Raw genomic sequence first — 15460 nt, 5'->3', positions numbered from 1 at the left:
AGACACGCTCAGTTCGCCGCGGGCGCTGGCCCCGCCTTCGGGTTGCGCACGCCGAGCCACGAACTGAGCGCGCCGGCGAACAGCAGACCCGCCGTGACGAACATGAGCGGCTGGAAGCTGTCCACGTCGATCGTGCCCCCGGCGATGACGCCGATCATGGCGATCGCCACGAGCCCGGCCACGCGGGAGATGGCGTTGTTCGTCGCCGAGCCGATGCCCGACTGCGCCGTCGGCACGGAGCCGAGGATGGCGGACGTGAGCGGCGCAACCGTCATCGAGAGGCCGAGCGAGAAGACGAGCACGCCGGGCAGCACCTGAGTCCAGTAGTTCACCTCGGCGCCGAGCCCCGAGTACAGGAGGGTGCCGACACCCGCCAGGATCGGCCCGACCGTCATGAAGAGGCGCGGCCCGAAGCGCCCGCTCAGCGAGCCGAACCACGACGAGAGGGCAACGTTCGCGATCGAGGTCGGCAGCGTCGCCAGCGCCGCGAAGGTCGCGCTGAACCCGGCGACTTGCTGCAGGAAGATGGCGAGCACGAACCCGCCGAGCGACAGCGCCGCGTAGACGAAGACCGTGGCGATGTTGCCGGCCCAGAAGTTGCGGATGCGGAACAGCCCGAGCGGCAGCATCGGATGGGGCGCGCGGGCCTGCCAGACGAGGAACGCCGCGAAGCTCAGCAGGCCGAGGACCAGCGGCAGGAGCACCACGGGACTCCCCCACCCGTAGTTGCCCTGCTCGATGAGCGCGAACACCGGCCCGCCGAGGCCCAGGAATCCGAGCACCGCGCCGAGCACGTCGATGCGGCCACCCGAAGGCGCGTCGAAGCCGGCGCCGAGGCGGGTGAGCATCCACAGCGTCACGAGGATCGGGATGACGTTGATGCCGAACACGAGCCGCCACGTCAGGTAGTCGGCGGCGAGGCCGCCCAGGAACGGGCCGGCGAGGAAGGCCGCGCCCGTCCACGCCGTCCAGGTGCCGATCGCCTTCGCCTGGGCCGCGTCCCGGAACGCCGAGATGATGAGCGCCAGCGAGCTCGGCACGAGCAGCGCCCCTGCGACCCCCTGCAGCGCCCGCGCGACGATGACGAACTCGGGAGTCGGCGACAGCGCGATGGCGACGCTCGTCACCCCGAAGCCGATGAGCCCGAACCGCAGGACCGAGATGCGCCCGAACACGTCGGACAGCGAGCCCGCGAGCAGGATGAGCGAGCCGAGGGTGATGAGGTACGCGTCCACGATCCACTGCTGCGTGCCGAGACCGCCACCGAGCTCCGAGACCATCGCGGGAAGCGCGACGTTCGTCACCGACCCGTCGAGGAAGGCGACGAAGGACGAGAGGATCGCGATGACGAGGATCTGGCGCTGCTGGCGGGTCACGAGGCAGGCAACCCGTCGCGGCCGCCATTCCTTCCGAGATCCCGCGAATTCGAGGATTTGTCTCGCGGCATGGGAAAACCGAGCGCGTTACACGCTTCGGGCGTCTTCGGGATGCCCCGCACCGTCTGAGTCCCGCTGTGCATCCGCTGCCATGCGGCGCAGGATCGACGGCCGCAGCAGCTCGAAGCGCAGCAGCTCCGGCAACGGCTCGTCGCGGAACACCGGGAGGCTCTTCCACCGCAGCGCGCTGGCGACGGCGTTGGCCGCGACCGCGACGACGACGTAGATGGCGCCAATCCAGGTGAGCGACGGGAAGGCGAAGGACACCAGGAGCCCAGCACCGATGAGACTCGCCATGGCGAAGGCCTTCACCGGCCACGAGGTCACGGGCACCCTCCCGAGCGCGAGGAACACGCCGCCGCCGCCCGCGAGCACCACCGCGAGCGCGTAGGCAAGGAACACGAACAGCCCATCCGTCATCATGAGCGACCTCCTCGGCACGTGGCCTGAAGCGTACTCCGAGACGCCGACAAGCCGGTGAGCGTCTGTGCCGCCCAGCTCGCGGTGAGCCGCGGTGCGGAAGTGGAGCTGCGCTAGCGCCTCGGACCCCGCTGTCGCCTGGCGCCGGGGTCGGTACCGCGCCCGCCCTGCCTGCGGCGCCGGCCCTCCTCCAGCTGCACCGCATCCGCGGCCATCCGCCGCAGGATGTCCGGGCGCAGCAGGACAAGCCGGAACAGCTCAGGCAGCCGGGCCCCGCTGAGCTGCGGGAGCCTCCGCCACCGGAGCGCGCTTGTCACCGCGTTCGCGCCGACGACGACCAGCGCGAAGACCACGCCGATCCACGGCGGCGAACCCAGGTCGGACAAGATCAGCAGCACCCCGCCGAGCAGGCTCGCCATCGCGATCACCGTCACCAGCCACGACCGGACCGGCACCCCGCCGACTCCGAGCAGGACCCCGCCGGCTCCCGCGAGGGCCACCGCGAGCGCGGACGAGAGGACAGCGATCATTCCGTCGGGTTCCACAGCAGGCTCCTCCTTCTCCTCCGCGGAGGGAGTCCACCAGACTCCCTCCCCTCATCGATCAGCGACGGTCAGCCGACGAGCTTCTCCGCGAACACGTGAGGTGTGAAGCCGGCGAGGTCGTTGATGCCCTCACCCTGGCCGATGAGCTTGATGGGCAGGCCCGTGCGCTCCTGCACGGCCAGCACGAAGCCGCCCTTGGCGGATCCGTCGAGCTTCGTCACGACGAGGCCCGTCACGCCGGCATGCTGGATGAACGCCTCGGCCTGCGCGACACCGTTCTGCCCCGTCGTCGCGTCCAGGACGAGCAGGACCTCCGAGATGGGGGCGAGCTTCTCGACCACGCGGCGGATCTTCGACAGCTCGTCCATGAGGCCGCTCTTCGTCTGCAGTCGGCCAGCCGTATCGATGACCACCATCTCGAGCCCCTCGCGCATGGCGATCTCCACCGCCTGATAGGCGACGGAGGCCGGATCCTGGCCGTGCTGCTGCGGGCGCACGATGCCCGCGCCGGCGCGCTGCGCCCACGTCGCGAGCTGGTCCACGGCGGCCGCGCGGAACGTGTCGGCCGCCGCGACGACCACCGTGCGGCCGTTGATGCGCAGGAAGTTCGCGAACTTGCCGATCGTCGTCGTCTTGCCGACGCCGTTCACCCCGACCACGAGCGTCACCGCGGGACGCTCCCGGAGGTTCAGCGTCGTGTCGAACTTCGACAGACGCTCCTCGATGAGCTCGCGGAGCATCCGCTTCAGGTCCTTGGGGTCCTCCGTGTGGAACCGATCGACCTGGTCGCGCAGCTGCTCGACGATCTCGTCGGTGATGTCGGGCCCGAAATCGGCCGTGATCAGCGCCTCCTCGAGGTCGTCCCACGTCGTCTCATCGATCTTCTGCCTGCCGAACATGCCGCGCAGAGCGCCGGACAGTGACCAGGGAGTGCGTTCAGCCATGTGCCAAGCGTAGTCAGCGCTCTGACACCATGGGAGTTCGCCCCTCAGCCAACGGCAGAATCCTGAACAGGCAGCGGGCGGAATCCTCGAACGGAGCACTATGCGCATCGGCCTCATCCGCCACGGCGAAACCGACTGGAACGCGACCGGACTCCTGCAGGGAGCCACCGACATCCCGCTGAACTCCCGGGGCCTCGACCAGGCGAACGACGCGGCTGGGCTGCTCGTCGGCCAGGGCTGGAGCCACCTCTACAGCTCCCCGCTGTCGCGTGCGCGAACCACGGCCGAGATCATCGGCCAGGGCACTGGCCTCGGAGCCCCCACGCTGCTGCCCGGCATCATCGAGCGCAGCTTCGGGGAGCTCGAGGGGCAGAAGTACTGGATGCCGGACGGCACGCGTCGTCCGCTCGATCACCCGAGCATCGAGCCGACCGGCGTCGTCGTCGAGCGGTCGCTGGCCGCCATCGCGCAAGTCGCCGCAGCGCACCCCGACGAGGACTCGCTCATCGTCTGCCACGGCAGCGTCATCCGCCTCGTGCTCACCTCGATCCTGGGCGCCCAGGCTCCCCACATCGGAAACCTGGCCCTCAGCATCCTGCGCCCAGGCGCCGATGGGGCCCTCGTCGTGACCCTCCTGAACGGCTACCCGCTCGTCCCGACCCCGTAGCCGCCCCTCGCCTTCGCTCACAGCTTCGATCCCGCCCCTGGTGCCGCCCCTCTCGCGGTGTACTATGAGCTTCGTTGAAGGGGAGTATTCCTCCTGCGGCGCGCTCGTCATCACGGCGACTGTCATCAGTCACCCGGGCGCGTCGGTCGGTTTCTGCCGACGGAAGAGACCTTCGGCCGATTCGCCGAACTCACCCCTCCGGAGGACCCGTGGACGTTCCCATTTGGATCTGGGCGGTGACCATTGCCGTGGTCATCGGCTTCTTCGTATTCGACTTCTTCACGCACGTGAAGACGCCGCACGAACCGAGCCTCAAGGAAGCCGGCTGGTGGTCGATCTTCTACATCGCGCTCGCCGTCGTCTTCATGGTCGCGCTCGGCTTCGTGTGGGACTGGCAGCACGCGGGCGAGTTCATCGCCGGCTACACCACTGAGAAGGCGCTGTCCGTCGACAACCTCTTTATCTTCCTCATCATCATGACGAGCTTCAAGGTGCCGAAGATCGCGCAGCAGAAGGCGCTGCTCATCGGCATCGCCATCGCGCTCGTCATGCGCTTCGCCTTCATCATCGCGGGCGCCGCGATTCTCGAAGCCTGGGTCTCCGTCTTCTACATCTTCGCCGCCTGGCTGCTCTACATGGCCGTCAAGCAGGCCATCGACTCCTTCAAGGACGAAGAGCCCGAGATGCCCAAGTGGGTCGGCCTCGTGCGCAAGATCATCCCCGCAAGCGAGCACTACGACGGCGACAAGTGGAAGATCCTCGAGAACGGCAAGAAGGTCTGGACGCCGCTCATCCTGGTCATCGTGGCCCTCGGCTTCACCGACCTGCTCTTCGCGCTCGACTCCATCCCCGCCATCTTCGGCATCACGCAGGAGCCGTACCTCGTCTTCATGGCGAACGCGTTCGCGCTCATGGGCCTTCGCCAGCTGTACTTCCTCATCGGCGGACTCCTCGAGCGTCTGGTCTTCCTTGACCTCGGCCTCGCGTTCATCCTCGGCTTCATCGGCGTGAAGCTCATGTTCCACGCCCTCCACGAGAACGAGCTGCCGTTCATCAACGGCGGAGAGCCGCTCCTCTGGATCCCCGAAATTCCGATCTGGCTGTCGCTCACGTTCATCTTCGGCGTGCTCATCGTCGCCACGATCGCGAGCATCATCTACACCCGCGCCAAGGGTGACGACGCACCGAGCACCGTCGGCTCGGCGGCTGGCGGCCCGGAGGCCGCTGCTGCAGGCGTCGAGGGCACCACGCCGGACGCTGCGGAGGCCACGGACGCGGCCCCCGTCGCGAGCAGCGAGCCCGATCGCCGCTAGTCGGGGCCCGACAGACACCAGCAACGCCGAAACCGGATGCACGCGCCAGTCGCGCGCATCCGGTTTCGGCGTCTGTGCTGAGGGGACGTCTGTGCTGATGGGAGCGGTCTGTGCTGATGGGAGCGGTCTGTGCTGAAGGGAGCGAGGGAGCCGCGAGAGCGGGGACCTGTGCGCCCTCCGGTGCCCCGCTGCACACCTGGGTTCCGCGCATGGCTCCCGCGCAGACCTGGGGCACAAGCACCCGAGCTCAGCCAGGCGCGTGCGCAAGCCCCAGGTCTGCAGACGCGCGGGCACAGACCTGTGGCACAAGCACCCGGCCCCGGCCAGGCACGTGCACAAGCCCCAGGTCTGCGGAAGGCAAAAGCACAGACCTGTGGCACAGGCACCTGACGCAGACCGGAAGTCTGCGCAAGCCCCAGGTCTGCAGACGCGCGAGCACAGACCTATGGCACAAGCACCCGGCCTCGGCCAGCCGCCTGCACAAGCCCCAGGTCTACGGACGCACTGGCACAGACCTGTGGCACATGCACCGGGCCCCGGCCAGGCACGTGCGCAAGCCCCAGGTCTACGGACGCGCCGGCACAGACCTGTGGCACACGCACCTGAGCTCAGCCAGCCGCCTGCACAAGCGCCAGGTCTGCAGAAGGCAACAGCACAGACCTGTGGCACACGCACCGGAACTCGGTCAAGCGGGTGCACAAGCCCCAGGTCTGCGGAACGTCCCGGAGGACACCCCTGGCGTGTGGCCGGAGTGCCGCCGCGCTTGGCACGCGGCGCGCAGTAGGCAGCGCCCGGCAGGCAGCGCCCGGCAGTCGGCGCCCAGCAGGCAGCGCCCAGCAGGCAGCGCCCAGCAGGCAGCGCGCGGCGCGCGGCTTAGAGCCGCGTGACCTCGGTGACGCGCACGATGGCATCGCCCGCCTCGTGCGACTCGGTGAGGTCCACCTCGGCGCGGATGCGCCAGTCGTGGTCGCCCGACGGGTCGTCGATGATCTGCTCCACACGCCACACGCCGCTCCAGAGTCCGCCGGACTGGCGCCCCTCGGAGTCGTCGATCGTGAGGAGCTTCGGCGACCTGGCGGCCGCATCCACCCCCATCGTGTCGTGGTCGGCGAAGTAGTCGTCGAGGGCCTTCGACCAGTCGACGTCGGGGTCGAGCTCGCTGAGCGCCTCGTCTCGCTCGAGGGCCGCGAGCTGCACGCGGCGGAACATCTCGTTGCGCACGAGCACCGTGAAGGCGCGGCGGTTGCCGACGACACTGGGGGGCGCGGGAGGCACGACCGGTTCGTCGCTCGCGGCCTGCTGCTCCGGGTCGACGAGGGAGGCCCACTCGTCGATGAGGCTCGAGTCGACCTGGCGGACGAGCTCGCCGAGCCACTCGATGATGTCGAGCAGCTCCTCGGTCTTCGCTTCGTCCGGCACCGTCTGGCGGATCGCCTTGTACGCGTCGCTCAGGTAGCGGAGCACGAGCCCCTCGCTGCGCATGAGCTGGTAGAAGTTCACGTACTCCGCGAAGCTCATGGCCCGCTCGAACATGTCGCGCACCACGGACTTCGGCGAGAGCTCGAAGTCGCGCACCCACGGCTCGTGCTGCGCGAACAGCTCGAACGACTGGGCGAGCAGGCCCTCGAGCGGCTTCGGGTGCGTGATCTCCTCGAGTCGCTCCATGCGCTCGTCGTACTCGATGCCGTCGGCCTTCATCTGCGCGACCGCCTCGCCTCGCGCCTTGAACTGCTGCTGCGAGAGCACGGGTCGCGGGTCGTCGAGCGTCGACTCGATGATGCTGACCACGTCGAGCGCGTAGTGGCCGGATCCGACGGCGCCCTCGCCGCTCGTGTTCTCCTCGGAGCCGCGGTCGCCGGGGGCAGCCTCCGCCTCCGGGTCGAGCAGCTCGATGGCGGCGAGCGCAAACGGCGACAGGGGCTGGTTGAGGGCGAAGTTCGCCTGCAGGTCGACGGTCAGCGTGATGCGACCCTGCCGGCCGATCTCGACGATGCCGGCCGTCACGAGCGTGCGGAAGATGCCGATCGCGCGCAACGCCAGCTCCCGCTGGCGGGCAGGCTTCTCGTGGTTGTCGTAGACGAGTCTCTTGGCGTTGCCGAAGACGTCTCCCCCACGAGCGATGACGTTGATGATCATCGACGCCGTGATGTGCATGTGCGAGGTGAGCGGCTCAGGCTCGGCCGACACGAGCTTCTCGAACGACTTCTCACCCCACGAGACGAAGCCCTGCGGCGCCTTCTTCTTGACGATGCGCTTGCGCTTCTTCTCGTCGTCTCCGGCCTTGCGAACGGCTGCGGCGTTCTCGATCTCGTGCTCGGGCGCCTCGACGACGACCGTGCCTGCCGTGTCGTAGCCCGCGCGTCCGGCACGCCCCGCGATCTGGTGGAACTCACGCGCCGAGAGGTGCCGCATCCGCTGCCCGTCGAACTTCGCGAGCGCTGTGATGAGCACCGTGCGGATGGGCACGTTGATGCCGACACCGAGGGTGTCGGTTCCGCAGATGACCCGGAGGAGCCCCTTCTGCGCGAGCGTCTCGACGAGGCGTCGATAGCGGGGCAGCATGCCGGCGTGATGCACGCCGATACCGGCGCGCACGTACCGGGACAGCACCTTGCCGAACGCGGTCGTGAAGCGGAAACCGCCGATCGCATCGGCGATGGCATCGCGTCCGGCCCGGTCGACGACCTTCAGGCTCGACAGCGCCTGGGCGCGTTCGATGGCAGCCGCCTGCGAGAAGTGCACGATGTAGATGGGCGTCTTGCGCTCCTCCACGAGCTTCTCGACGGTCTCGTGCGTCGGCGCGACCACGTACGAGAAGTCGAGGGGCACGGGGCGCTCGACGCCCGTCACGAGGGACACGTCGCGCTGCGTGCGCCGCTCGAGGTCCTCGACGATCTCGGTGACGTCGCCGAGGGTCGCCGACATGAGCAGGAACTGCACGTCGGGCAGCATGAGCAGCGGCAGCTGCCACGCCCACCCGCGGTCGGGGTCGCCGTAGTAGTGGAACTCGTCCATGACGACCTGGTCGACGTCGGCGTCGGAGCCCTGGCGCAGGGCGAGGTTCGCGAGGATCTCGGCGGTGCAGCAGATGATGGGCGCGTCCGGGTTCACGGAGCTGTCGCCCGTGACCATGCCCACGTTCGCGGCGCCGAAGATCTCGACGAGGGCGAAGAACTTCTCGCTCACGAGCGCCTTGATCGGCGCCGTGTAGTAGCTGCGGCCGCCCTGCGCGAGGCAGGCGGCATGGGCCGCGATCGCGACCAGCGACTTGCCCGTGCCCGTCGGCGTCGAGAGGATCACGTGCGCCTCGGAGACCAGCTCCATCACGGCTTCCTCCTGCGCCGGGTACATCGTGATGCCGCGGCTCGTCGTCCACAGCTCGAACGCCTCGAACATGGAGTCCGCGTCGTACGGGTCGGGCAGGAGCGTCACGAGGCCCAGCTTGGGCTCGGGGATGGCGGGGGCTGGGGCGGAGGTGCCGTCGACGGAAGTCATTGCCTCCATCGTCCCACGCCGGGCGCGCCGCGGGCTGCGGGGGCGCAGGCGCGGGCGCGGGCGGCAAGAGGCAGGCAGACAGGCAGACAGGCAGACCGCGGCCGCGGGGCGGCGCTCAGGCGGCGGGCTGGTCCTCGCTGCGGTGGATGCGCTGGCCCACGACGGCAGACACGCCGTCCTGCCGCATCGAGACGCCGTAGAGGGCGTCGGCGATCTCCATCGTGCGCTTCTGGTGGGTGATGACGATGAGCTGGCTCGACGCGCGGAGCTCCTCGAAGACCGCGAGGAGTCGACCGAGGTTGGCGTCGTCGAGGGCGGCCTCGACCTCATCCATGATGTAGAACGGGCTGGGCCTGGCCTTGAAGATGGACACGAGGATCGCGACCGCCGCGAGCGAGCGCTCGCCGCCGGAGAGCAGCGAGAGGCGCTCGATCTTCTTGCCGGCCGGCCGCACCGAGACCTCGATGCCCGTCGTGAGCATGTCGTCGGGCGCGGTGAGCGTGATGTCGCCGGAGCCGCCGGGGAAGAGGATCGGGAAGACCGTGTGGAACGCGGCCCGGGTGTCTTCGAAGGCGGCCTCGAAGACGGTGCGCATGCGCTCGTCGATGTCGCCCACGATGCGCAGCAGGTCGGCCTTCGTCGCGGCGAGGTCGTCGAGCTGGTCGGCGAGGAACGCGTGCCGCTGCTCGAGCGCCGCGAACTCCTCGAGCGCCAGCGGGTTGATGCGGCCGAGCGTGGACATCTTGCGCTCTGCCGCCGCGAGGCGCGCCTGCTGCTCCGCGCGAACGAACGGCACGCCCACGAACTCCTCCTCGGCGTCCCCCTCGAGGGTTGCGGCGAGGTCGTCGTCGAGCTGCTCGGCGAGCGCGGGGACGGCCCCGGCCGAGATCGCTGCCGCGGCCTGGGCAGCGGTGCTGCTCTCGACCTGCTCGGTGGTGGCGTCGGAGTGCTCGGCGCTGTCGGTTTCTGCGGCGCTGGCGGCCCTGGACGCACTCGGCTGGCCGGCCGCGTCAGCGGCCTCGCCCTCCCCCACGGCCTCGACTACGCCGCTCGCCGCCGCCGAGTCCTCGGCTTCTGCGGCCGCCTCGCCCTCGCCCGCAACCTCGTGCCTGGCTCGCTGCTCGGCGAGCGCGGAGGCGATGCGCTCGGCCTTGGCGCGCAGCGCGTCGTCGTCCGCCGGCACGAGCTGGTCGGGACCGTACTCGGCGACGAGGACCGCCTCGGCGAGGCGCAGCTCGCTCGCTGCCCGCTCGAGGGTGGAGCGCAGGGAGCTCTTCTTCTCGTAGATCTGCAGCTCGATCGAGTGCACGTCCTCGGTGATCTCGCTGAGGCGCGCTCGCAGCTGCTGCTCCGTCTGGCGGAGCTGGCCGAGCTCCTCGTGCTGGGCGGCGCGCTCGCGCTCGGCTTCGGCGAGCTGCTGCTGGGCTTCGGTGAGCGACGCCTGGACGGCTGCGGTGAGGCTCGGGATGGCGGCGAGCACGCGCTCGGTCTGGGCGAGTTCGGCGCGGCGCACGACCGTCTCCCTGGCGGCCTTGTCGGCAGCCTGGCGGTCGGCGTCGAGCTGACGGACGAGGGATTCGGCGCGAAGCCGCTCGCTTCGGGACCGCTCGCGCAGGGTCTCGAGCTGCAGCCGGGCCTCGACCTCGGCTTCGCGCGCACGTTCGACGGCGGCGTTGGCGTCGACGCGCGCCGAGGAGTCGAGCTCGGGGCGCGGGAGGGCTTCGTGCTCGGCGAGCGCCGCCTTCGCCGCGAGCGCCGCCTGCTCTGCGGCTTCGACGCCGCTCGAGGCGAGGTCGAAGGCCTTCGCGGCGCGCGCGAGCTCGGCGCTGCCCGCATCCACTCGCGCGCTGGCCCGGTTGAGCTGCTCTCGCTCGGCGGCGAGGGCGCCGTCGAAGGCGCGGAGGGCGTCGAGCGTGCGCTTCGCCTCGGCCTTCGCCGCCTGCGACGCGGCCCGGTGCTCGGCGAGCGCGAGCGCGGCCTGGTCGAGTTCGTCCGTGACCACGGTGAGACGTGCGGATGCTCGGTCGCGGGCGGCGAGCAGCTCGAGGCGGCTGGTGCCCTCCTCCGCGAACCCGCCGCGGAGCGAGGTGCTCGTGACGACCTCGCCTGCTCTGGTGACGACGGTGAGTCCCGCGCCTGCGGGGGCCGCGGCATCCGAGGACACCAGCGCGGCCATCGCCGCGCGTGCCTCGTCGAGCGTCTCGCTGACGTGCACGTGGGCGAGCAGGGCGGTGATGGCGGGTGGCCCCTGCACCAGAGCTGCCGCGGGGCGGAGGCCCTCCGGCAGCGTCGGGTTCGTGGAACCCGCCTGGATGGGCCCGCCCTCGCCGAGTTCGGCGACGATCTCGACGAGCCCGAGCTTCTCCCCCGTGGCGTGGGCGAGCACTCGGAACGCGGCATCGGCGTCGCTCGCGAGGACCGCATCGGCCGTCGAGCCGAGGGCGGCGGCGATGGCGGCCTCGTAGCCCTCGTCGATGCGGAGGTGCTCGGCGACGGGGCCTTCGACCCCCTCGAGGCGTGCGGCGAGGAGCGCGGCGGTGCCGTCTTTCGCGGCTGTCGCGAGGGTGAGCGCCTGCACGCGCGCCTGGAGGGCGTCGCGCTCTCGCTCGAGCTCGTGCGCGCGGGTGCGTCCGGCGTCGAGAGCCTGCTCTGCTTCACGCTGTGCCGCCTCGGCTCGCTTGTAGGCGGCGTCGAGCTCGCTCGAGTCGGAGGCGCTCTGGACTGCGGTCGCGTCGAGCTCCTCCTTCGCCTTCGTCGCCTGCGCGAGGCGGTCGCTTGCGGCGTCGCGCGCGTTGCGCTGCCTGAGCACCTCGCCCCGCACGGACGCCAGCTTCGAGGCGGCAGTGTCGGCGGCGCCGCGCAGCTCGCTGCGGCTGAGGTCGTAGGCGGAGATCCGGGTCGCCTGGGCCTGGATCTCGACGTCGATGCGGTCGAGGGCGGCACGCGCATCCTGCGTGGCGAGCTTCGTCGCCTCCCAGAGCGCCTCGGCCTCGGCGGCACGCCCCGCGAGCGCCTCCGTCTCCCGGCGCGCTGCGTCCACCGCCTCGAGGGTCACGGTCGGCACGAACGCCGGCGACTCGAGGCGCGAGACGAGGAGCCCCTTGCGCTGCGAGGCGAGCGCGTTGAGGTTCTGGATGCGTTCGCGCACGCTCTCGAGGTCGAACACGACGCGGCGCGCACCGTCGGCAGCGTCTCCGCGATTCTCGGCGGCGAGCAGCTCGGCCCGGTTGAGCGCGGCCGTGAGCTTCTCCTGCAGCACGACCCGCTCCTCGGAGCGCTCCTGCTCGATGCCGGTCGCGAGCCGCAGGGCCGCGCGCAGCTGCACGACGTCGTCGGCGAGCAGGCGAGCCTTCGCGTCGCGGGCGATGGCCTGGATGCCCTGCGCTCGCCTCGCGATGTCGGCCTGCCGGGAGAGGGGCTTCAGCTGTCGGCGGACCTCGTTCGTGAGGTCACGCAGGCGCGTGAGGTTGGCCTCCATGGCCTCGAGCTTGCGCACCGTCTTCTCCTTGCGGCGGCGATGCTTGAGGATCCCGGCTGCCTCCTCGATGAAGCCTCGGCGCTCCTCCGGCGTCGCGCGGAGCACGGCGTCGAGGCGTCCCTGCCCCACGATGACGTGCATCTCCTTGCCGAGACCGGTGTCGCTCAGCAGCTCCTGCACGTCGAGGAGCCGAACGCCGTCGCCGTTGATGGCGTACTCGGAACCGCCGTTGCGGAACAGGGTGCGACGGATCGTCACCTCGCTGTACTCGATGGGGAGCATCCCGTCGGCGTTGTCGATCGTGAGCGTCACCTCGGCGCGGCCCAGCGGCCCGCGGGTCGCGGTTCCGGCGAAGATGACGTCCTCCATCTTGCCGCCGCGGAGGCTCTTCGCGCCCTGCTCGCCCATCACCCAGGCGAGCGCATCCACGACGTTCGACTTGCCTGAGCCGTTCGGCCCGACGACGCACGTGACCCCGGGCTCGAGCGCGAGCGTCGTCGGCTGCGCGAACGACTTGAAGCCCTTCATCGTGAGGCTCTTCAGATGCATGCGCGCTCGCTGGCCTCTCGCTGGTGGTCGGACATCGCTCGTGGGTCGGTCGGGCTGAGTTGGTGGTCGGGGTTGACTGGGTCGGTCGGGATGGGCTGGTCGGGCGGGACGGGCTGGTCGCTCACTCCGGCGCGAGTGCGCCTTTGATCGTCGCGCTGGCGGGGCTGTCGACGCCTTGACCTGACAGCTACGGTACCGGAGTGGACTACTTCATTCGGGAGCTCACGCCTCCAGATCCAGCGTCGGACCGAGACGCTGAGGCCTGGGGCCTGCTCGAGCGCTTCGCCGACATCGTCAACCGCGGCTCTGCGGGCACCTACGGTGAGGGGCGGTTGCTCGAGACGAGCCAGCGGGTCCTCGCCGACTGGACCATGCCAGGACAGGTCACCACGCGCCTCTTCCTCGCGTTCCAGCGCGGCGCGAGCGACCTCGAGGCCGAGCGCCCCGTCGCCGCTGCGAAGCTCATGGTCTCGCCCCGCGACTCCCCCTCGCTGGCCTATCCTCACGTCGTTGTGGATGCACCCCACCGGCGACGCGGTATCGGCACCTTCGTCGCGGCCCACCTCGAGGACCTCGCTCGGGCCGACGGGCGCACCTCCCTGCAGGCCTGGGTGGAGCATCCGACGGGCGGCGGGGAGCGGGTGCTCGCGCCAACGGGACATGGCAGCGTCTCGGCGGCGGACCCGGCGGCGCGCTTCCTCTGGACGCACGGGTGGGAGCTGGGGCAGGTCGAGCGCATCAGCGAGCTGCGCCTGCCCGTGTCGGCGGGACGTCTGCGTGCGCACGTCGAAGCCGCGGCGGCCCGGGCTGGTGCGGCCTACCGTCTGCTGAGCTGGGAGGGCGAGAGCGACCCCGAGTACCTCGACGACCTGGCGCGGCTCAACGGCGACATGTCGATCGACGCACCGGCTGGCGACCTCGAGGCCGATGAGGAGCACTGGGACGCCGAGCGCGTCTCGCAGATGGAGCGCCGAGTGCTCGCCGCCGGCTCCACGTTCCTCAACGCCGCCGTGCTGCATATCCCGAGCGGCACCCTCGTGGCCCAGTCCATGCTGCAGCTCGACCTCGACGACACGACGCGTCCGGCGCAGCAGGACAACACGCTGGTCACGTCGACGCATCGCGGCAGGCGACTCGGGATGCTCGTGAAGGCCGCGAACCTCGTGCAGCTCGCCGAGCGCTACCCGGAGTGCACCGGAGTGTTCACGTGGAATGCTGAAGAGAACGCCCACATGCTGCGGGTCAACGAGGCGCTCGGCTTCGTTCCCCTCGCGCCGGAAGGCGGCTGGCAGAAGCGGCTGTGAGGCTGCGTGGCTGCGTGAGAGACGAAACCCAGGAGCCGAACACCCGGCGCTTGCGGTTCTCGCAAACCAGGTTGCAGATGTTCGATCTGGTGCGCATGCTGAGCGCATGACCTCGCACAACCACCACGCCACCACAAGCTCGAGCCCCGACGAGCCTGGCGCCGGAGCGACGGCCCAGCCGCCGCTCGAGTTCTGGGACGAGCTCTACAAGGCGAAGCCCGCCGTCTGGTCCGGTCGCGTGAACGCGAACCTCGCGAGTGTCGCCGGCACGCTCACACCGGGCCGTGCGCTCGACCTCGGATGCGGCGAGGGTGGCGACGCGATCTGGCTCGCCCAGCAGGGCTGGCGGGTCACCGGCATCGACATCTCGACCGTCGCCATCGAGCGCGCACGCGCCGCAGCCATCGACGCTGGCGTCGACGCCGCGCTGCTCGACTTCGCGACGGGCGACCTCGAGACCTGGTCCCCGGACGATGGGCTCGACCTCATCACGGCGAGCTTCTTCCAGTCGCCCGTCCACCTGCCTCGGGCGGAGATCCTGCGCAAGGCCGCCCTCATGCTCGCACCCGGCGGGCACCTCCTGACCGTCGCGCACGCCGGAGTGCCGTCGTGGGTGCAGGACTCGGAGCATCCCGCGCACCTCTTCGTGCAGCCGGACCGGGAGATCGCCGAGCTGGCGCTGCCCGCCGGGGAGTGGGAGACGGTGATCGCCGAGTCGCGGACCCGCGACGTCGCCTCCCCAGAAGGCGCTCCCGGCACGCTCGAGGACAGCGTGGTGCTCCTGCGCCGAATGGGCTGAGCCTCGGCACCCGACTACTCTTGCGTGGTCGGCGACGGAGATGAGGGACGCACGTGAATGATGTTGTGATGTACACGGATGGCGCCTGCAAGGGCAACCCCGGCCCCGGCGGCTGGGGAGTCTGGCTGCGGTCGGGCGACCACGAGCGGGAGCTGTTCGGCGGCGAGCTGAACACCACCAACAACCGCATGGAGCTCAAAGCCGTCATCGAGGGGCTCAGCGCGCTCAAGAAGCCCTGCAGCGTCGCCCTCTACCTGGACAGCCAGTACGTTCGCAAGGGCATCACGGAGTGGATCACGGGGTGGAAGGCGAAGGGGTGGAAGACCGCCTCGAAGCAGCCCGTCAAGAACGCGGAGCTCTGGAAGGAGCTCGACACGCTCGTCGAGGACAGCGGACACACCATCGAGTGGCGGTGGGTGAAGGGCCACTCGGGTGATGTCGGCAACGAGCGCGCCGACATGCTCGCGAACAAGGGCGTCGACCAGGCGCTGGGTCGCGGCTAGCAGTACA

The 15460-nt window shown here is 70.2% G+C and carries 11 protein-coding genes; 5 read left to right on the top strand and 6 right to left on the bottom strand.

Annotation, left to right across the window (positions count from 1 at the left end; translation table 11 throughout):
• Positions 1–8 precede the first annotated feature (8 nt).
• The 4 genes from C5E07_RS03755 to ftsY form a co-directional block, all read right to left on the bottom strand.
• On the bottom strand, positions 9–1376 hold the full coding sequence (locus tag C5E07_RS03755) for an MFS transporter (protein ID WP_104298489.1): 1368 nt from the start codon (positions 1374–1376) through the stop codon (positions 9–11).
• 87 nt (positions 1377–1463) lie between these two features.
• Positions 1464–1859, bottom strand: a complete 396-nt coding sequence (locus C5E07_RS03750) for a hypothetical protein (protein ID WP_104298488.1) — start codon at positions 1857–1859, stop codon at positions 1464–1466.
• A gap of 110 nt (positions 1860–1969) precedes the next feature.
• On the bottom strand, positions 1970–2401 hold the full coding sequence (locus C5E07_RS03745) for a hypothetical protein (protein ID WP_146080498.1): 432 nt from the start codon (positions 2399–2401) through the stop codon (positions 1970–1972).
• Between the two features lie 68 nt (positions 2402–2469).
• A complete protein-coding gene (gene ftsY / locus C5E07_RS03740) occupies positions 2470–3345 on the bottom strand; it encodes a signal recognition particle-docking protein FtsY (RefSeq protein WP_104240632.1) in 876 nt (291 codons plus the stop codon).
• A gap of 100 nt (positions 3346–3445) precedes the next feature.
• On the opposite strand from ftsY, the gene C5E07_RS03735 reads away from it, so the two are divergent.
• Positions 3446–4012, top strand: a complete 567-nt coding sequence (locus C5E07_RS03735; protein ID WP_104240631.1) for a histidine phosphatase family protein — start codon at positions 3446–3448, stop codon at positions 4010–4012.
• Positions 4013–4221: 209 nt separating this feature from the next.
• A complete protein-coding gene (locus C5E07_RS03730; RefSeq protein ID WP_104240630.1) occupies positions 4222–5325 on the top strand; it encodes a TerC/Alx family metal homeostasis membrane protein in 1104 nt (367 codons plus the stop codon).
• 873 nt (positions 5326–6198) lie between these two features.
• Here C5E07_RS03730 and C5E07_RS03725 read toward each other — a convergent pair.
• Both C5E07_RS03725 and C5E07_RS03720 read right to left on the bottom strand, forming a co-directional pair.
• Positions 6199–8820: an RNA helicase gene (locus tag C5E07_RS03725; protein WP_104298486.1), complete on the bottom strand. Its 2622-nt coding sequence runs from the start codon at positions 8818–8820 to the stop codon at positions 6199–6201.
• Positions 8821–8935: 115 nt separating this feature from the next.
• Complete coding sequence (locus tag C5E07_RS03720) at positions 8936–12847, bottom strand: AAA family ATPase (RefSeq protein WP_104298485.1); 3912 nt, start codon at positions 12845–12847, stop codon at positions 8936–8938.
• Between the two features lie 200 nt (positions 12848–13047).
• Here C5E07_RS03720 and C5E07_RS03715 point away from each other — a divergent pair, with 200 nt between their 5' ends.
• From C5E07_RS03715 to rnhA, 3 genes are all read left to right on the top strand, one after another.
• Positions 13048–14151 (top strand): GNAT family N-acetyltransferase, encoded by a 1104-nt coding sequence (locus C5E07_RS03715; protein WP_104298484.1) that lies wholly within the window; start codon positions 13048–13050, stop codon positions 14149–14151.
• Positions 14152–14257: 106 nt separating this feature from the next.
• Complete coding sequence (locus C5E07_RS03710; protein WP_104298483.1) at positions 14258–14950, top strand: bifunctional 2-polyprenyl-6-hydroxyphenol methylase/3-demethylubiquinol 3-O-methyltransferase UbiG; 693 nt, start codon at positions 14258–14260, stop codon at positions 14948–14950.
• Between the two features lie 68 nt (positions 14951–15018).
• Positions 15019–15453 carry a ribonuclease HI gene (rnhA, locus tag C5E07_RS03705; protein WP_219820120.1) on the top strand — a complete coding sequence of 145 codons (435 nt, stop codon included), beginning with the start codon at positions 15019–15021 and terminating at the stop codon, positions 15451–15453.
• Positions 15454–15460 lie beyond the last annotated feature (7 nt).

Source organism: Pseudoclavibacter sp. RFBJ3, assembly GCF_002931375.1.
Classification (GTDB): Bacteria; Actinomycetota; Actinomycetes; order Actinomycetales; family Microbacteriaceae; genus Pseudoclavibacter.
Note: the sequence above shows the minus strand (reverse complement) of the source record. Positions and strands in the feature narration are given on the sequence as shown.